Origin of the sequence: Pseudomonas sichuanensis (assembly GCF_024749065.1) — a bacterium.
Classification (GTDB): Bacteria; Pseudomonadota; Gammaproteobacteria; order Pseudomonadales; family Pseudomonadaceae; genus Aquipseudomonas; species Aquipseudomonas sichuanensis.
In genome coordinates this window covers 3,604,253-3,620,442 of the sequence record NZ_CP087185.1, presented here as the reverse complement: position 1 = coordinate 3,620,442, position 16,190 = coordinate 3,604,253, and the positions used below count along the sequence as shown (strand labels likewise).

Annotated in this window: 18 protein-coding genes; 11 read left to right on the top strand and 7 right to left on the bottom strand. The window is 66.5% G+C overall.

Features of this window, described 5'->3' with window-relative positions:
• Positions 1-3: 3 nt before the first annotated feature.
• The gene (locus LOY51_RS16275) at positions 4-1,725 is read right to left on the bottom strand and encodes an amidohydrolase (protein WP_258642091.1); all 1,722 of its coding nucleotides are present in this window, start codon (positions 1,723-1,725) and stop codon (positions 4-6) included.
• 202 nt (positions 1,726-1,927) lie between these two features.
• Between LOY51_RS16275 and LOY51_RS16270 the strand changes: the two genes are divergently transcribed.
• The 3 genes from LOY51_RS16270 (at position 1,928) to LOY51_RS16260 (ending at position 5,379) form a co-directional block, all read left to right on the top strand.
• On the top strand, positions 1,928-2,845 hold the full coding sequence (locus tag LOY51_RS16270; protein WP_258642089.1) for a LysR family transcriptional regulator: 918 nt from the start codon (positions 1,928-1,930) through the stop codon (positions 2,843-2,845).
• A 109-nt stretch (positions 2,846-2,954) separates the two neighbouring features.
• The gene (locus LOY51_RS16265) at positions 2,955-4,025 is read left to right on the top strand and encodes a C45 family autoproteolytic acyltransferase/hydrolase (protein ID WP_258642086.1); all 1,071 of its coding nucleotides are present in this window, start codon (positions 2,955-2,957) and stop codon (positions 4,023-4,025) included.
• Positions 4,026-4,053: 28 nt separating this feature from the next.
• Complete coding sequence (locus tag LOY51_RS16260; RefSeq protein WP_258642083.1) at positions 4,054-5,379, top strand: MFS transporter; 1,326 nt, start codon at positions 4,054-4,056, stop codon at positions 5,377-5,379.
• Between the two features lie 107 nt (positions 5,380-5,486).
• Here the strand turns inward: LOY51_RS16260 and LOY51_RS16255 are convergent, their stop codons facing one another.
• Positions 5,487-5,693 carry a tautomerase family protein gene (locus LOY51_RS16255; protein WP_258642081.1) on the bottom strand — a complete coding sequence of 69 codons (207 nt, stop codon included), beginning with the start codon at positions 5,691-5,693 and terminating at the stop codon, positions 5,487-5,489.
• A gap of 19 nt (positions 5,694-5,712) precedes the next feature.
• Positions 5,713-6,447, bottom strand: coding sequence for an SDR family NAD(P)-dependent oxidoreductase (locus LOY51_RS16250; RefSeq protein WP_125858968.1), 735 nt, complete (start codon positions 6,445-6,447; stop codon positions 5,713-5,715).
• Positions 6,448-6,569: 122 nt separating this feature from the next.
• Here LOY51_RS16250 and LOY51_RS16245 point away from each other — a divergent pair, with 122 nt between their 5' ends.
• The 4 genes from LOY51_RS16245 (at position 6,570) to LOY51_RS16230 (ending at position 9,594) form a co-directional block, all read left to right on the top strand.
• Complete coding sequence (locus tag LOY51_RS16245) at positions 6,570-7,490, top strand: LysR family transcriptional regulator (RefSeq protein WP_258642078.1); 921 nt, start codon at positions 6,570-6,572, stop codon at positions 7,488-7,490.
• 102 nt (positions 7,491-7,592) lie between these two features.
• Positions 7,593-7,862, top strand: coding sequence for a PA2433 domain-containing protein (locus LOY51_RS16240; protein ID WP_232885508.1), 270 nt, complete (start codon positions 7,593-7,595; stop codon positions 7,860-7,862).
• A 67-nt stretch (positions 7,863-7,929) separates the two neighbouring features.
• Positions 7,930-8,628, top strand: coding sequence for an MOSC domain-containing protein (locus LOY51_RS16235; protein WP_258642074.1), 699 nt, complete (start codon positions 7,930-7,932; stop codon positions 8,626-8,628).
• 30 nt (positions 8,629-8,658) lie between these two features.
• Entirely contained in the window at positions 8,659-9,594 is a 936-nt protein-coding gene (locus LOY51_RS16230) for a 5'-nucleotidase (RefSeq protein ID WP_125464418.1), read from the top strand.
• A 119-nt stretch (positions 9,595-9,713) separates the two neighbouring features.
• Here LOY51_RS16230 and LOY51_RS16225 read toward each other — a convergent pair whose 3' ends face one another.
• The 4 genes from LOY51_RS16225 to LOY51_RS16210 form a co-directional block, all read right to left on the bottom strand.
• Complete coding sequence (locus tag LOY51_RS16225; RefSeq protein WP_125464417.1) at positions 9,714-10,364, bottom strand: TIGR04211 family SH3 domain-containing protein; 651 nt, start codon at positions 10,362-10,364, stop codon at positions 9,714-9,716.
• Positions 10,365-10,574: 210 nt separating this feature from the next.
• On the bottom strand, positions 10,575-11,594 hold the full coding sequence (locus tag LOY51_RS16220) for a branched-chain amino acid aminotransferase (RefSeq protein WP_110992793.1): 1,020 nt from the start codon (positions 11,592-11,594) through the stop codon (positions 10,575-10,577).
• A 349-nt stretch (positions 11,595-11,943) separates the two neighbouring features.
• The gene (locus tag LOY51_RS16215; RefSeq protein ID WP_125858964.1) at positions 11,944-12,294 is read right to left on the bottom strand and encodes a hypothetical protein; all 351 of its coding nucleotides are present in this window, start codon (positions 12,292-12,294) and stop codon (positions 11,944-11,946) included.
• Positions 12,281-12,661 carry a glyoxalase superfamily protein gene (locus tag LOY51_RS16210; RefSeq protein WP_258642071.1) on the bottom strand — a complete coding sequence of 127 codons (381 nt, stop codon included), beginning with the start codon at positions 12,659-12,661 and terminating at the stop codon, positions 12,281-12,283. Before LOY51_RS16210 ends, LOY51_RS16215 begins: the two co-directional genes overlap by 14 nt.
• Before the next feature lie 279 nt (positions 12,662-12,940).
• On the opposite strand from LOY51_RS16210, the gene LOY51_RS16205 reads away from it, so the two are divergent.
• From LOY51_RS16205 to ureC, 4 genes are read left to right on the top strand one after another with little or no spacing between them, the layout of a single operon-like run.
• Entirely contained in the window at positions 12,941-13,774 is an 834-nt protein-coding gene (locus tag LOY51_RS16205) for an urease accessory protein UreD (RefSeq protein ID WP_258642069.1), read from the top strand.
• A gap of 11 nt (positions 13,775-13,785) precedes the next feature.
• Entirely contained in the window at positions 13,786-14,088 is a 303-nt protein-coding gene (locus tag LOY51_RS16200; RefSeq protein ID WP_110992797.1) for an urease subunit gamma, read from the top strand.
• A 10-nt stretch (positions 14,089-14,098) separates the two neighbouring features.
• A complete protein-coding gene (locus LOY51_RS16195) occupies positions 14,099-14,416 on the top strand; it encodes an urease subunit beta (protein WP_125861332.1) in 318 nt (105 codons plus the stop codon).
• Positions 14,413-16,116: an urease subunit alpha gene (gene ureC / locus LOY51_RS16190; RefSeq protein ID WP_125858961.1), complete on the top strand. Its 1,704-nt coding sequence runs from the start codon at positions 14,413-14,415 to the stop codon at positions 16,114-16,116. Before LOY51_RS16195 ends, ureC begins: the two co-directional genes overlap by 4 nt.
• The last annotated feature ends 74 nt before the right edge of the window (positions 16,117-16,190 follow it).

Sequence of the window (16,190 nt, the reverse complement as noted above, 5' to 3'; positions counted from 1 at the left end):
GCCTCAGCGTGCGTAGATACGCTTGCCGGCGAACCAGGTCTGCAGCACCTGGGTATCGCGCAGCGCCTCCGGGGCTAGGCTCAGCACATCGCGGTCGAGCACGATCATGTCCGCCTGCTTGCCCACTTCCAGCGAGCCGACCTGCCGCTCCAGGCGCATGGCCCGGGCGGCGTTGAGGGTATAGGCCTGCAGCATGGTCTGCAGGTCGATGGCTTCGCCGGGGTTGAGCACGCCCTTGGGACCCTTGCGGGTGATGGCCTGGTAGATGGCCTTCCATGGCTCCGGGGTGCTGATCGGCCAGTCGCTGGCGCCGGCGATGGTTGCGCCGTTGTTCAGCAGCGAATGGGCCGGGAAGGTGTGCATGAAGGCCATTGCGCTGACGTAGGGCTTGACCAGGTCGAGGTTGGCCTCGTCGGCACTGGCCCAGTACAGCTGCATCGAGGCGATCACGTCGAGCTGGCGGAAACGCGCGTACTCCTTGGGGCTGACCATCTGCAGGTGGGTGATCGAATGGGCAATGCCGCTGTGACGCGCGCGCCGCGCCTGTTCGATGCCATCGAGCGCCACGCGCACCGCGCGGTCACCGATGGCGTGCACGTGCACCAGCCAGCCACGGGCATCGGCGGCGCTGACCAGCTCGCCGAAATGCGCCGGGTCCAGCAGCAGCTCGCCGCGTTGCCCGGAGTTGCGGTAGGGCTCGAGCATCGCCGCGCTCTGCGCCGGCATCTCGGCCACGCCGTCGGCGAACACCTTGATGCCCGGCAGGGTGAGGTTGGGTACGTCGATGAACTGCTGGCGCACCTTGTCCAGTTCGTCCAGGTCGGCGGGGCCGGCCTTGCTGTCGGCCATCAGCAGCGCGGCGACGTGGGCGGTGAGCTCGCCGTTTTCGGCCAGGGCCTTGTACACCGGCAGCACGCCCAGGGAATCGTTGTTCACGTCGGCGCCCGGCAGCTCGTTGGCCAGTGGGTCCATCCAGCCGGTTATACCCAGCTGCTTGTAGTAGTCCAGGGCCATGCGCCCGGCGGTCAGCAAAGTGTCCTGGCTCAGCGGTGGCAGCAGATCAGTGACCGGGTAGAGGCTGGCGTCGACCAGGAAACCATTGGGCGTGCCGTCCGGGTGACGGCCGATGGTATTGCGGGCGTCCTCGGGCAGGGCGGCGATGCTGGCGGCATTTACCCCGGCGCGCTGGAGCATGGCTTGGTTGGCCCAGCCGGTGTGCATGTCGTTGGCGGCTAACAGGATCGGTTGCGTGGCCCACTCGCCATGATTGAAGCGCTGTTCCAGGGCCGGTAGATCGTCCCAGTAGGTCGGTGGCAGGCCGCCGACGCTGAGGAACTCGCCACGCCGGGCCTTGCCGTCGTCGCGCCACTGGCGCAGGCGCCGCTCCAGCTCATCGAGGGGCAGTTGCTCGCCGGCCAGGTTGGCCAGCTCCAGTTGCAGGCCGCCCTTGATGGCGTGGGAATGGGAGTCGAGCATGCCCGGCATCAGCACCTTGCCGCCCAGGTCGATGACCTGCGTGCCGGCGGTTTTCAGGCGCAGCACGGCCTGGTCCGAGCCCACCGCGACGATCTTCTCGCCGTCCACCGCCACGGCCTGCTGCAACGGCTGACCGGGCGCGGCGGTGTAGACCTTGGCGTTGTGCAGGATCAGGTCCACGGCGGCGAGGCCGGGCAGGGCGGTGCAGGCCAGGCCTGCGCCGAGGGCGAGTGTGAGCAGCGGCTTCATCGGGTGCCTCGTTGTTGTTTTGATCAGGCCGCAGGCTAGCCAAGCTGGGGGATCGGTTAAACGCAGTCTTGGGCACAACTTTTTTTGCGTTGGGGAAAAAGTGTGAGTAGTGCCGCTACGCAGCTGCCTCGATATTTGCCGATGCCACGGATCTCAATGGATACTGACGCGCCCCCAGACTTGTGCCTCACAGGAACCAACCATGGACAAAATGACGGCCTTGACCATCTTCGTCGCCGCCGCCGAGCACGGCAGTTTCAGCCGCGCCGCCGAGCAGTTGGGCAAGACGCCGTCGGCGATCACCAAGGCCGTTGCCCACCTGGAGGCGGAGTTGGGTGTGCGCCTGTTCGAACGCACCACCCGGCGCATGGCCCTGACCGAGGCCGGCAGCCTGTACCTGGACGGCGCGCGCCAGGCCTTGATGCATCTGCAGCTGGTCACCGAGGAGGTCGAGCAGTTGCAGCATGAACTGCGCGGCACCCTACGCATCACCGCGCCACCCTCGTTCGGCCCGGCGTTTCTCAACCAGGTGTGCTGCCGCTTCATGGGCGAACACCCGCAGGTGCGCCTGGAGGTGAACCTCAACGACGCCAACGAGGACCTGATCGACGGCGGTTACGACCTGTCGCTGCGCGACGGCCCCACCGACCAGCCCGAGCTGATCGCTCAGCCGCTGATCGAGAACCGGGTGATCCTCTGTGCCAGCCCGGCCTACCTGCAGCGGCGCGGCGCGGACATCACCCTGGACAACTACGCCCAGCACGACTGGCTGCTGCTGCGCCACCCGTTGCTCAACCGCAGCTTCTGGTGGATCGAGCGCGACGGCCAGGCCCTGCGGGTACGCCAGCCCACCGCGCGATTGCTCAGTGACAACTTCGATTTCCTGCTGGCCTGTCTGCTCGACGGCCAGGGCCTGCAATTCGTGCCCACCTGGTGCGCGGCGCCGTACCTGGCCCGCGGCGAGCTGGTCGAGGTGCTGCCAGACTACTGGCGCGCCCTGAGCGCCTTCGGCCCCTGGGTGCACGTGCTGTACCTGCCGCACCGGCGCAATACGCGAAAGCTGCAGGCTTTCATCGCCCTGCTGCATGAGCACTTGCGTGAGCAAGGTTTGCACCCCTGAGTTTTTCCGCCTGGGCACAAAAGTTGTGCGGGGCAGGGCGATGATCGGCTGCGGCGGCGTGGTTAGGCTTGTCTGAACATCGAGCCTGCCGTACCAGGAGTTCCCCGCAGTGAAGATACACACCTTCGTCACCGACATCCGCGACCCGCTGGCACGCGGTGCGCAGCTCGGCGCGCTGTTCGCAGAGCAGATCCGCCACACCACCGAGCTGTACCTGGGCTTCTTCCCCAGGGTCGGCGTGAGCCTGGGCGAGGCCCAGCGCATCGGCGAAAACAGTCTGGCCGCGCTGGAGGCCTGGAGCCCGGAGGTGGCCGCCGAGGTGATCGGCATGGCCAAGGGCGTCGACCTGCCGCTGTGGCAACTGGCCGCCCTCAACGCCCGTACCGAAGTCCTGGCCGCCCGTACCCGCCACCACGAATGCTCGACCAGCGTGCACGCCCCGCGCGGTGCGCGAGCGCCGCAGACCCTGCAGACCTGGGACTGGCATGACAGCCTGTGCCCGCACGGCCTGATGCTCGGGCTGCACACAGCGCGCGGCATGCAGGTCAAGCTGTTCTGCGAGTTCGGCATGCTGGCCAAGCTGGGGGTGAACAGCGCAGGCCTAGGCCTGCATTTCAACATCCTCCACCACGCCAGCGACAACGCCAGCGGTGGCGTGCCGGTGCATGCCATCGCCCGGCGCCTGCTGGAAGACGCCCGCAGCGTCGACGAGGCCGTGGAGCTGGCGCGCTCGGCGCGGGTCAGTGCGTCTACCGTGCTCACCGTGTTTTCCCGCGAGGACCGCAGCCCGCGCGCGGTGAGCATCGAACTGAGCCCCGAGCGCACGGCGTTGGTGGTGCCCCGCGAGGATGGCTGGCTGCTGCACACCAACCATTTCCTCGACCCCCAGCTGAGCCAGGGCGAGCAGGTTGCCGACCGCGCCGACACCCTCGGCCGCCTGGGCCATCTGCAGCAGGCGATCGGCCAGATGACCGACACCGACCTGCGCGCCCGTGCCGAGGCGATGTGCGGCGCGGCCGGCGACAGCGCGCCGATCTGCTTCCATCCGGACATGGCCATGCCCGACACCGAGCGCTGGGAGACCCTGCTCAGCGTCGGCATCGACACCGAACATTGCGCGCTGGACTACGTGGCGGGCACCCCGCTGCAACTGGCCAAGGCCGGCTTCCAGCGCTTCTGAGCCCACCTGCATTCCGAGAATAAAAACAATGCATGCGCACACCGCTTCATCCCGCTCCGCCTTGCGGACCTTTTGCGTCTCCGGCCTGGGCACCGCGCTGGAGTTCTACGACTTCATCATCTACGGCACCGCCGCCGCGCTGGTCTTCCCCCAGGTGTTCTTCCCCGGGCTCGACCACCTGACGGCGACCCTGGTGGCGTTCAGCGCCTTCGGTGCCGGGTTCTTCGCCCGGCCTCTGGGCGGCTTGGTGTTCGGCCACTACGGCGACCGCATCGGCCGGCAGAAGGTGTTGGTCGCCACCTTGCTGCTGATGGGCCTGAGTACCTTCCTGATCGGCTGCCTGCCCAGCCACGCCAGCATCGGTGTGACCGCGCCGGTGCTGCTGGTGCTGTTGCGCCTGGTCCAGGGTTTCGCCGCCGGCGGCGAGTGGGGCGGCGCGGCGCTGTTCGGCATCGAGTCGGCGCCGCCCGGACGGCGCGGGCTGTGGGGCAGCTTCACGAGCATGGGCATCGGCGTCGGCGGGATTCTCGGCGCCGGGGTATTCGCCATCGTCAGCGCCGCGGCCAACGACAACCTGGTGGATTTCGCCTGGCGGATTCCGTTCTGGCTCGGCGGCAGCCTGGTGCTGATCGGCCTGTATGCGCGGCTCAAGACGCCCACGCCGCTTGCCGCGCCTGCGGCCAAGCCGGCGCAGGCACCGTTGGCCGAAGCGCTGCGCCAGCGGCCACGGCAACTGCTGCTGTGCACCGGCATCGCCTTCGGCTACTGCACCATCGCCTACATCGGCAGCACCTTCTTTCTCACCTATGCCACCCAGGCCGGGTTCGGCAGCACCCAGGCACTGATGTTCGATCTGACCCTGTCGGTGGCCATCGTCTTGTCGGCGCCGCTGTTCGGGCACCTGTCCGACCGCCTCGGGCGGCGCCCGGTGATGGTGTTCGGTGCCTTGGTGATGGCGCTGGGGTTGTTTGCCTTCTTTGCCTTGGTCGACATGAAGAGTTTTGCCATTGCGCTGTGCGCCTACAGCCTGGTCGGCCTGCTGATGGGCGCGACCCAGGGGCCGATCCCGGCGTTCCTCGGCGAGCAGTTCCCGCGTGAGATGCGTTATTCGGGGATTTCCGCCAGCTACCAGATCGGCGCGGCGTTGGGCGGGGGCACGGCATCCAGCGTTGCCACGGCGATCCTCATCCTCACCGACCACAACCCGTTGGGTGTGGCGTTGTACGGGGCAGCGGCGCTGGCGCTGGTGGCGGTGTGTTCGTTGATGCTCAGGGAGACGGCGTGGTTGAGCACGGCGCAGATCGACGAGGCGCCCGCGCCGGGCGCTGACGGGGCGGTGTTCGTCAGGCATTGATTGGGCGTCTGCGCCGACGCTTCGCCGGCAAGCCGGCTCCCACGACGACCGCGCCGAACTCCAGTCACGCGCTGCCCTTGTGGGAGCCGGCTTGCCGGCGAAAGGTCTTAACCCCGCTCGCGCTGGCGCAACGCCGTCACCGTCTCGCCGCCCACCCCCCAATTGTCGGTGGGCACCTCTTCGATCACCACGAACGTGCTGGCCGGTGGTTTGCCCAGCACCTCCTGCAACAGTCGCGTGGTGCCTTTGATCAACTGGCGCTTGTGCTCGGCGCTGACGCCTTCATCGGTGACGCGGATATGGACATAAGGCATGGTTCGATCCTCTGCTTGTTCAGTGCCAGGTGCCGGCGGTGCTGCCACCGTCGACGGGCAGGATGACGCCGCTGACGAAGCGTGCGTCGGTCAGGTACAGCACGGCGTCCACCACATCCTGCGGCTGGCCGGTACGGCCGCTCGGCGACAGCGCGCCCAGCCCTTCGGCCTGGCCGCCGTGCAGTGGGGTGTCGATGATCCCCGGGGCCACGGCGTTGACCTGCACGCCGCTGCCCGCCAGCTCCAGGGCCAGGCCCTTGACCGCCTGGTTCAGGCCGCCCTTGACCAGCACCGGCAGCAGCGCCGGTACCCGGGTATCGGGTTGCAGGGCGATCGAGGCCGTGATGGCGATGATGTGCCCGTGCCCCTGTTGCTGCATCACCTGCGCGGCGGCCTGGGCGGGGTAGAAGAAGCCCTTGAGGTTGGTACCGACCAACGCATCGACGTCGGCCTCGCTGTAGTCCACCACCGGTTTCGGGATGAAGATGCCGGCATTGTTGACCAGGATATCCACCCGGCCAAAGGTCTTGAGCGCGGTGGCGAACAGGCGCTCGGCGGTGGCTTTTTCGGCGATGTCGCCGGCCACGCCGACGAACCCGGCCGGGTTGCCCAACTGCGCGGCGGCGGCGTCCAGGCGCGCCTGGCTGCGGGCGTTGCCGACCACGTTGTCGCCGCGTTCGAGGAAGGCCTGGGCGAGGGCGAAGCCCAGGCCGCTGGATGCGCCGGTGATGATGACGGTGCGTGGGGTGCGCATGGGGATGATCTCCAGTGGATGAGCCTTGGCTCGGGGTGGAATCACTGTAAGTTGCAACGCTCGCTTGAAAAATGAGGCGCATGGCATTTCAATCGATACGCCGTGTAATTAATCGAGCCGCCATGACCCGCCATTTCGATGACCTGCAACTGGGCAGCCTGGAGCTGTTCTGCCTTGCCGCCGATGCCGGCAGCTTCACCGAGGCGGCCACCTTGGCCGGTGTCACGCCTGCCGCCGTGAGCCGGTCGGTGGCCCGCCTGGAAGAGCGCCTGGGCGTGCGCCTGTTCGTGCGTACCACCCGGCAGATGCGCCTGTCCGAGGCCGGGCAAGCCTACTACCAGCAATGCCGCCAGGCCTTGGGGCAACTGGTGGAGGCCGAGCGGCAGGTGACGGGCGGGCAGCTCGAGCCCAGCGGCCGGCTGCGCATCAGCGCGCCGACGCCCTATGCCCACCACCGCCTGCTGCCGTTGTTGCCGCGCTTTCGCGAACGCTATCCGCAGGTGTTGGTGGATGTGCACGTCAGCAACCGCAATGTCGATTTCGCCGAGGAGCAGTTCGACCTGGCCATCCGCGGCCGCGCCCCGGCTGACTCGCGGCTGGTGGCGCGGCGCCTGGAGGACGCCGAGCTGGTGATAGTCGCCACCCCGGGCTATCTGGCCCGGACGGGTGTGCCGCAGACACCGGATGACCTGGCCGGGCACGACTGCATCCAGTTCGAGATGCCCAGCAGTGGTCGCCGCCCGCCCTGGAGCTTCCAGCGCGACGGGCAACTGATCGAGCTGGAAACCCAGGGCGCCTTCACCTGTCTGGGCGACTTCCTCGCCACCAGCACGCTGGTGCGCCACGGTGGCGGCCTGATGCAGGCCTACCGATTCACCGTGCAGGACGCCCTGGACAGCGGTGAGCTGGTGGAGGTGCTGGCGGATTTTGGCGGCACCTCGCGGCCCTTCATGCTGGTTTACCCGCAGGCCAGGCACATGCCGTTGAAGGTGCGCGTGTTCATTGATTTCCTGCTCAGCGAACGGCCTCTGCCGTTTGGCTGAAGCCCGCGCAGGGCGTGTGCTGGAGCACTATTCTTGTCGCTGCGTCGGCGCGTTGTGCCGCCGACCTTTCAGCAGTCCGGCTATTTCCCAGGAGAACGCTCCATGAAATCCATGACACTGCTAGTGATTGCCTCGGTACTGAGTTTTGCCGCACAGGCCGAGGACAGCGCGGCGACCAACTGTGATGCCAAGATCAATGACCTGGAGTACATCAGCAAAACCGATGGCCAGGCGCTGCATGGCGGCATGGCGCACGACTACCATGAGCTGCTCAAGGAAGCCAAGGCCGCCAAGGCCAGCGGTGACATGGCCAAGTGTCAGGCCTCGGCCGACCGTGCCAAAACCATCTACAACAAAGCGCGCGGCAAGTAGCCAGGAGCCTTTGGGAGGGCGCGGGGTCTCGTGTAAGCTCGCTTGGGTCATCTCACGAGAGCTCTCCATGATCCCGTCCAGCCCGCGCCTCGACAGCCTGCTCACCGGTATCGCCCGGCCCTTCACCCGCCCAGGCTCGCACAGCGCTATCGACAAGCAGCCGCGCCAGGGTGCCTTGCAGGTGACCGCGCTCGGTATCGCGGGTGACGAACAAGGGGACCTACGCGTACACGGCGGGGTCGAGAAAGCCATCCATCACTACCCCCGTGAGCACTACGCCGCTTGGGCTGCCGAGCTGGGCGAGCACCCGCTGTTGGCGCAGCCCGGCGCTTTTGGCGAAAACTTCAGCAGCACCGGCTGGACCGAGGCCGATGTCTGCCTGGGCGACCGCATCCGGGTAGGCACCGCCTTGCTGGAGATCTCCCAGGGACGCATGCCGTGCTGGAAACTCAACGAGCGTTTCGACATGGCGCAGATGGCCCTGCGGGTGCAGCAGAGCGGGCGCACCGGCTGGTACTACCGGGTCGTGGAGGAGGGCGAGGTGCAGGCGGGCGACAGCCTGCAACTGGTCGAACGCCCCCATGGGGCGTGGTCGGTGGCGCGGTTGTCGGCGGTGCTGTTCGACAAATGCCTGGAGCCTGAACTGCTGCAGGAATGCCTGGCGCTGCCGCTGGTACCGAACTGGCGGCGAACCCTGGAAAAGCGCCTGGCGCAACGCCAGGTCGAAGACTGGTCGTCGCGCCTGCAGGGGCGCAGCGACACCTGAACATCTGCCCTACAAGACAAGGATCCCAGCATGCCCTTCGAACTGGACGACCGCCTGGTGATTGGCGTCGCGTCAAGCGCGGTGTTCGACCTCAGCGAAGCCGATGCGGTGTTCCGCCGCGACGGCGAGGCACAGTACCGCAAGTACCAGGAGCAGCACCTGGACGTGCCGCTGGGCAAGGGCATCGCCTACCCGTTCATCAAGCGCCTGCTGGCGCTCAATGACCTGCGCGAAGACCCGGAGGACCCGCTGGTGGAGGTGGTGCTGCTGTCGCAGAACGACCCCGACACCGGTTTGCGGGTGATGAAGACCATCGGCCATTACGGGCTGAACATGACCCGGGCGATCTTCACCCAGGGCCGCTCGCCTTATGAATACATTCCGGCATTGAACATCGCGCTGTTCCTGTCCGCCGACAAGCAGCATGTGGACGCGGCGATCCAGGCCGGTTACCCGGCCGGGCAGGTGCTCGACTCGCAGTTCGATGACGACGAAAGCGACGACAACCTGCGCATCGCCTTCGACTTCGATGGCGTGCTGGCCGGGGATGAGTCGGAGGCGGTGATGCAGTCCGGCGGACTGGGCAGCTTCCATGCCCACGAAGTGCTGAACAAGGCCCAGCCGCACAACCCCGGCCCGCTGAAGGAGTTCTTCGTGCGCATTGCGCGGATACAGGCGGCGGAGGAACAGTTCAAACTCGACCACCCCGGCTACGAGAACCGCCTGCGGGTGTCGATCGTCACCGCGCGCAACGCGCCATCCCACGAGCGGGCGTTGAACACCTTGAAGAGCTGGGGGGTGATGGCCAACGATGCGTTCTTCCTCGGCGGTATCGAGAAGCGCCGGGTGCTGCAGGTGCTCAAGCCGCACATCTTCTTCGACGACCAGTCCGGGCATTTGAAAAGCACCAGTACGGTGGTGCCGTCGGTGCATGTGCCGTTCGGGGTGACCAACCGTTCGGCGTGACATGATCGACCCTCATCGCGGGGCAAGCCCGCTCCCACGTGGGCTGAGTTCCAGCTCCTTGGGGCATGCAAATGCGTGGGAGCGGGCTTGCCCCGCGATGGGGCGTCAAGAAGATCGCCTCAGAACCACCGGTCGTTACGCTTTCGCCCCCGGGTCAGCGCCGGCAGGATCAACCCCAGCAGCAACCCGGCACCGGCAATGCTGCCGCCGTAGACCATGTAGCGCATCATCACCTGCTTGTTTTCATCCCCCAACCGCGCCTGGGTATCGCGCAGGTTCGACTGGGCCTCGGCGAGCTGCTCGTTGAGCGCCTTGTTGCGGGTTTCCAATTCGTCGATCAGCGCCTTGCGCGAGTCCAAGGTCTCCTGCATGCCTTGCACGCGGCTCTTCCAGCTGTCGTCGATGGTTTTCAACTGGCCGGACAGGTCGGCCACCTGCTGGTCGAGCTGCGGCAGGCGTTCGCTCTGGCCCGGCAGCGCCTGCAGGTCGCTGCTGAGGATCCACACCAGGTCGCCGCTCTGGCCGCGCACCTGGCTGTAGTTGCCCTGGCTGGTCACCAGGCTGACTTTCTGCCCCGATTTCAGTGAGCCGACGATCCGGTGGCCATCGGTGGGGCCACTGCGCACGTAGGTGCTCAGGCTGTCGCTGACCCAGCGCGCATCGCTGGCCGGCTCTTCGGCATGGGCCGGGGCGGCGAGGGCGATCAGGGCGGCGATCAGGCTGCCACGCAGGGCGGGGAGGGCGGAGTTGGCGGGCTGCTTGTCTGGCATGGTGGTCTTCGCTGAAACGGGGCAAATGAAGGCCCGATGACTGGGCCGGCGATCCGGTCGGGTGAATTGACCGTCAGCCAAAGACCGCTTTTTTGTAGGCAGGTTCACTGCTTAGTGCAGGAAATGCCTACAGAGTGTTGCCGGATGTACACATAAACGAAAACGGGGCAGGCCATCGCTGGCCTGCCCCGTTCATGTCAACGCGCCGGATCAGGCGACCTTGACGATCCAGCCCGCCGGTGCCTCGACGTCACCGCTCTGAATGCCGGTCAGCTCGTTGTAGAGCTTCTGGGTGACCGGGCCGACCTTTTCCAGGTCGTGGAACACGTGCAGCTTGCCGTTGTACTCGATGCCGCCGATCGGCGTGATCACCGCGGCAGTGCCGCAGGCGCCGGCTTCGATGAAGCGGTCGAGCTTGTTGATCTCGACATCGCCTTCGATCACGGTCAGGCCCAGACGCGATTGCGCCAGTTCCATCAGCGACAGGCGGGTGATACCCGGCAGTACCGAAGCCGATTTCGGGGTGACGAACTCGTTGTTGGCGGTGATGCCGAAGAAGTTGGCCGAGCCGACCTCTTCGATCTTGGTGTGGGTCAGCGGGTCCAGGTAGATGGCGTCGGCGAAGTTGGCTTTCTTCGCTTCGGCACCCGGCTGCAGGCTGGCGGCATAGTTGCCACCGACCTTGGCCGCGCCGGTGCCCTGGGGGGCGGCACGGTCGAAGCTGGAAATCTGGAAGTTGTGCGGCTTCATGCCGCCCTTGAAGTACGAACCTACCGGGATGGCGAAGATCGAGAAGATGAACTCGGGCGCGGTGCGCACGCCGATGTTGTCACCGGTGCCGATCACGAACGGGCGCAGGTACAGGGCACCCTTGCCGTGCGGCGGAACGAAGTGCTCGTTGGCCTTGACCACTTGCTTGCAGGCCTCGATGAACACGTCGGTGGGCACGTGCGGCATCAGCAGGCGGGCGCAGCTGCGCTGCATGCGCGCGGCGTTCTGGTCGGGGCGGAACAGGTTGATCGAGCCGTCCTTGCAACGGTAGGCCTTCAGGCCCTCGAAGCACTGCTGACCATAGTGCAGGGCGGTGGAGCCTTCACTGATGTGCAGCACGTTGTCGTCGGTCAGGGTGCCCTTGTCCCACTCGCCGTTACGCCATACGGACAGGTAACGCTTGTCGGTCTTGATGTAGTCGAAGCCCAGCTTGTCCCAGTTAATGCTTGCGTTGCTCATGACACCCTCATAGCTCAAAGCCCGAACACGGCGGGCTGCTGTTATATGCGCACCACGCCACCTTAATACATCCGGCGCGGATCGGAAACGGCCAGTCACGAATTGGCTGGGGGGCTGGGTTGTTGGTTGATTCAGGGTTTGAGTTGGACCATCGGGTGCATGGCGGGATATTGGGTGAGGGCCACTAGGTGCCTGCCGGTGTTTCTGCAGCGCCTGTGAGATCGAGCGCCGCGCGGGCGGCGCTCGATCTCATAGGCGCTGTAAAAACACCGACGATCACCTGGTGGCTTTCACTCTGTATCCCGGCGAGCACCTTCCAGCCCTCACACGATCCAAAATGGTCACAAACTCAGCGCAGCCGCCGATTCCAGTCCCCGCCATGATCGCGCCAGCACGCCTCTTCACTGTCATAGCGCACATGCCAGGCCACATGGTCCAGCTGCACACCGGCCTCATCCAGTGCCTGGCTGGTCAGCGCCAGTATCCGCGCCTTGGCCGCACCGGCCAGGGCATCGGCCTTGGCCGTGTCATCAGTGAACACCCAGGTGATGCGCAGGCTGGCGGGGAAGTCGTCGAGGTCGACCTGGTGGGTGAGCCAGGCAAAGCCGACGATCTCGGCCTGGGCAGTGGCGCAGGCCTCGGTGAGGCAGGCGACCATCTCCCGCTCCAGGCGCGCCAGTGCGCGTTTATTGCTGGCCATCGGGTTCGTCGATCTGCTGGCAGAAGCGCAGGCGGTTGCCGAACGGGTCGGCGATCTGCATTTCCAGGCCCCAGTCGACCTTCTCTGCGTGCGGGCGGGAGTAGCCGTACTGCTTGGCCTGCAGTTCCCCTTCCAGGGCCTTGAGGTCTTCGACCCGGGCGAAAATCGCCGACCCCGGAGTGGCATCGCCGTGGTGTTCGGACAGGTGCAGGATCAGCCCGTCGCGATGGACCTGCATATACAGCGGCAGGTCGGCGGCGAAACGGTGCTCCCAGTCGAGGGTGAAACCGAGGAAATCAAGGTAGAACTCCCGGGCCTTGTCGACCGAGAAGATCCGCAGGATGGGGATGGCAGCGGCGAATTGCATCGGAGTTCCTTGTGCTGTGCATTTTCCTGGGGCGTGAGTGTAACGCCGTCGGCACCGCTTGAGGGCGCGCTTTTGCCCCGCATTTGCGCAGTGCGAGGCCCGTGGCAGCGTCGATTGAATACATCGTAGGAAAATTCATTCGGATTCATCTGATTACTTGGCCTGCAACCTGCAACATCCCGTTCATGAATTTTGATCGATTGGTCAGGCAGCCCCGCTGGCATGGTATTCAAGACGCCACGCCAGAGCGGCCCAGGCCACGGATGACGGGGGTTTTGGATGTCCTTGCCGGAGCCGCACACGGCACACGATGAGCAGGCGGGCTGGAGCGCGCACCTGCAGCTGCGTTTCGTCCAGCGCGAGGGCGTGACCCGGCTTGGTGCGCGCCGCCATGTCGGACCTCTTTTGGTGCAGCGGCCGTTCTACCCCGAGGGCGCCCCATGCCACGTTTATGTGCTGCACCCGCCCGGCGGCATCGTCGCCGGTGACCGCCTGGAGCTGGACATTCACCTTGAAGCGGGCAGCCACGCGCTGCTGACCATGCCCGGCGCCAGCAAGTTCTACCGCAGTATCGGCCCGACCGCACGGTTGGCGCAGCGTTTCCACCTGGAGGCCGGCAGCACCCTGGAGTGGCTGCCCCAGGACAGCATCTTCTTCAATGGTGCCCGCGCCAGCCTCGACAGCCGTTTCACCCTGGCGCCCGGTGCCCGCCTGCTGGCCTGGGAAACCCTGTGCCTGGGCCGCCCGGTGATGAATGAACGGTTCGAGCAGGGCGCCCTCGACAGCCGCCTGTGCATCGAACTGCCCGACGACCCCGGCTTGCACGAGCGCCTGCGCATCGACGGCGGGCGCCTGGACAAGCTTGGCGGCCACCCATTGCTCGCCACCTTCTGTGCAGCGCCCGCGGACGCACAGGTGCTGGAGCAGGTGCGCGCACTGCTGGATGAACTGCCCACGCCGGCCGGCGCAACCCTGCTCGGGCCACTGCTGGTGATCCGCCTGCTCGACCACGACAACCAACACCTGCAACACCACCTGCAGCGCCTCTGGCACTTGCTGCGCCCGGCCGTGCTCGGCCTGGCGCCTTGCCCGCCGCGCATCTGGGCCACCTGAAGAGAGCCTCCATGGAGCTGACCCCAAGAGAGAAAGACAAACTGCTGCTGTTCACCGCCGCCTTGCTGGCCGAACGGCGCCTGGCCCGTGGCCTGAAGCTCAACTACCCGGAGGCCGTGGCGCTGATCAGCGCGGCGGTGCTCGAAGGCGCCCGCGATGGCCGCACGGTGGCCGAGCTGATGAGCCTGGGCCGCGAAGTGCTGGTGCGCGAGCAGGTGATGGACGGCGTGCCGGAGATGCTCCACGACGTCCAGGTCGAAGCCACATTCCCCGACGGCACCAAGCTGGTGACCGTGCATGACCCTATCGTCTGAGGTGCTGCCCATGATCCCCGGAGAAATCCAGGTCGCCGCCGGCGACATCGAACTCAACGTCGGCCGCGCCACGGTCAGCGTCAGTGTGGCCAACCATGGCGACCGGCCGGTGCAAGTCGGCTCGCACTACCACTTTTATGAAGTCAACGATTGCCTGGTGTTCGAGCGCGAGCCGGCCCTGGGCTTTCGCCTGGACATCCCGGCCGGCACCGCCGTGCGTTTCGAGCCGGGCCAGGCGCGCACCGTGCAGTTGGTGGCCTACGCCGGCAAGCGTGAAGTGTATGGCTTCCAGGGCAAGGTGATGGGCGCGCTGGAGAGCAAGGTATGAGCCGTATTTCCCGTCGGGCCTATGCCGACATGTTCGGCCCCACCGTCGGCGATCGCGTGCGCCTGGCCGACACCGCGCTGTGGGTGGAGGTGGAGAAAGACTTCACGGTCTATGGCGAAGAGGTCAAGTTCGGCGGCGGCAAGGTGATCCGCGACGGCATGGGCCAGGGCCAGATGCTGGCGGCCGAGGCCATGGACCTGGTGTTGACCAATGCGCTGATCATCGATCACTGGGGCATCGTCAAGGCCGACATCGGCGTCAAGCACGGGCGCATCGCCGCGATCGGCAAGGCCGGCAACCCCGACGTGCAACCCGGGGTGACCGTGGCGGTCGGGCCGGGCACCGAGGTGATCGCCGCCGAGGGCAAGATCGTCACCGCCGGTGGCATCGACTCGCACATTCATTTCATCTGCCCGCAGCAGGTCGAAGAAGCGCTGACCAGCGGCGTCACCACCTTCATCGGTGGCGGCACCGGGCCGGCCACCGGCACCAACGCCACCACCTGCACCCCCGGGCCCTGGTACCTGGCGCGCATGCTCCAGGCCGCCGACAGCCTGCCGATCAATATCGGCCTGCTGGGCAAGGGCAACGCCTCGCGCCCCGAGGCGCTGCGTGAGCAGATCGCCGCTGGTGCGGTGGGCCTCAAGCTGCACGAGGACTGGGGCTCGACCCCGGCGGCAATCGACTGCTGCCTGAGCGTGGCCGAAGAAATGGATATCCAGGTGGCGATCCACACCGACACCTTGAACGAGTCCGGTTGCATCGAAGACACCCTGGCCGCCATAGGCGACCGTACCATCCACACCTTCCACACCGAGGGTGCCGGCGGTGGCCATGCCCCGGACATCATCCGCGCGGCGGGGCAGGCCAACGTGCTGCCGTCATCGACCAACCCGACCCTGCCGTACACCGTCAACACGGTCGATGAGCACCTGGACATGCTGATGGTCTGCCACCACCTGGACCCGAGCATCGCCGAGGACGTGGCCTTCGCCGAGTCGCGCATCCGCCGCGAGACCATCGCCGCCGAGGACATCCTCCACGACATGGGCGCCTTCGCCATGACCTCGTCCGACTCCCAGGCCATGGGCCGGGTCGGCGAGGTGGTGCTGCGCACCTGGCAGGTGGCGCACCAGATGAAGCTGCGCCGCGGCCCGCTGGCGCCGGACAGCAGCTACAGCGACAACTTCCGGGTCAAGCGCTACATCGCCAAGTACACCATCAACCCGGCGCTGACCCATGGCATCGGCCACGAGGTTGGCTCGGTGGAAGTGGGCAAGCTGGCCGACCTGGTGCTGTGGGCACCGGCGTTCTTCGCGGTCAAGCCGGCGCTGGTGATCAAGGGCGGCATGATCGTCACCGCGCCCATGGGCGATATCAACGGCTCGATCCCCACGCCACAGCCGGTGCACTACCGTCCGATGTTCGGTGCCCTGGGCGCGGCGCGGCATGCCACGCGCATGACCTTCCTGTCCCAGGCCGCCATGGACCGTGGCCTGCCCGAGGAGCTGAAGCTGCAAAGCCTGATCGGCGTGGCCCGCGGCTGCCGACAGGTGCGCAAGGCAGACATGCTGCACAACACCCTGCAGCCAGTGATCGAGGTCGACTCACAGACCTACCAGGTACGTGCCGACGGCGAGCTGCTGGTGTGCGAGCCGGCCAGCGAACTGCCGCTTGCCCAGCGTTATTTCCTGTTTTGAATGGTTTGGCTGGACGGGTATCTGTGGGAGCGGGCTTGCCCCGCGATGGATGGCACCGCCGTTCCCACGTCCCC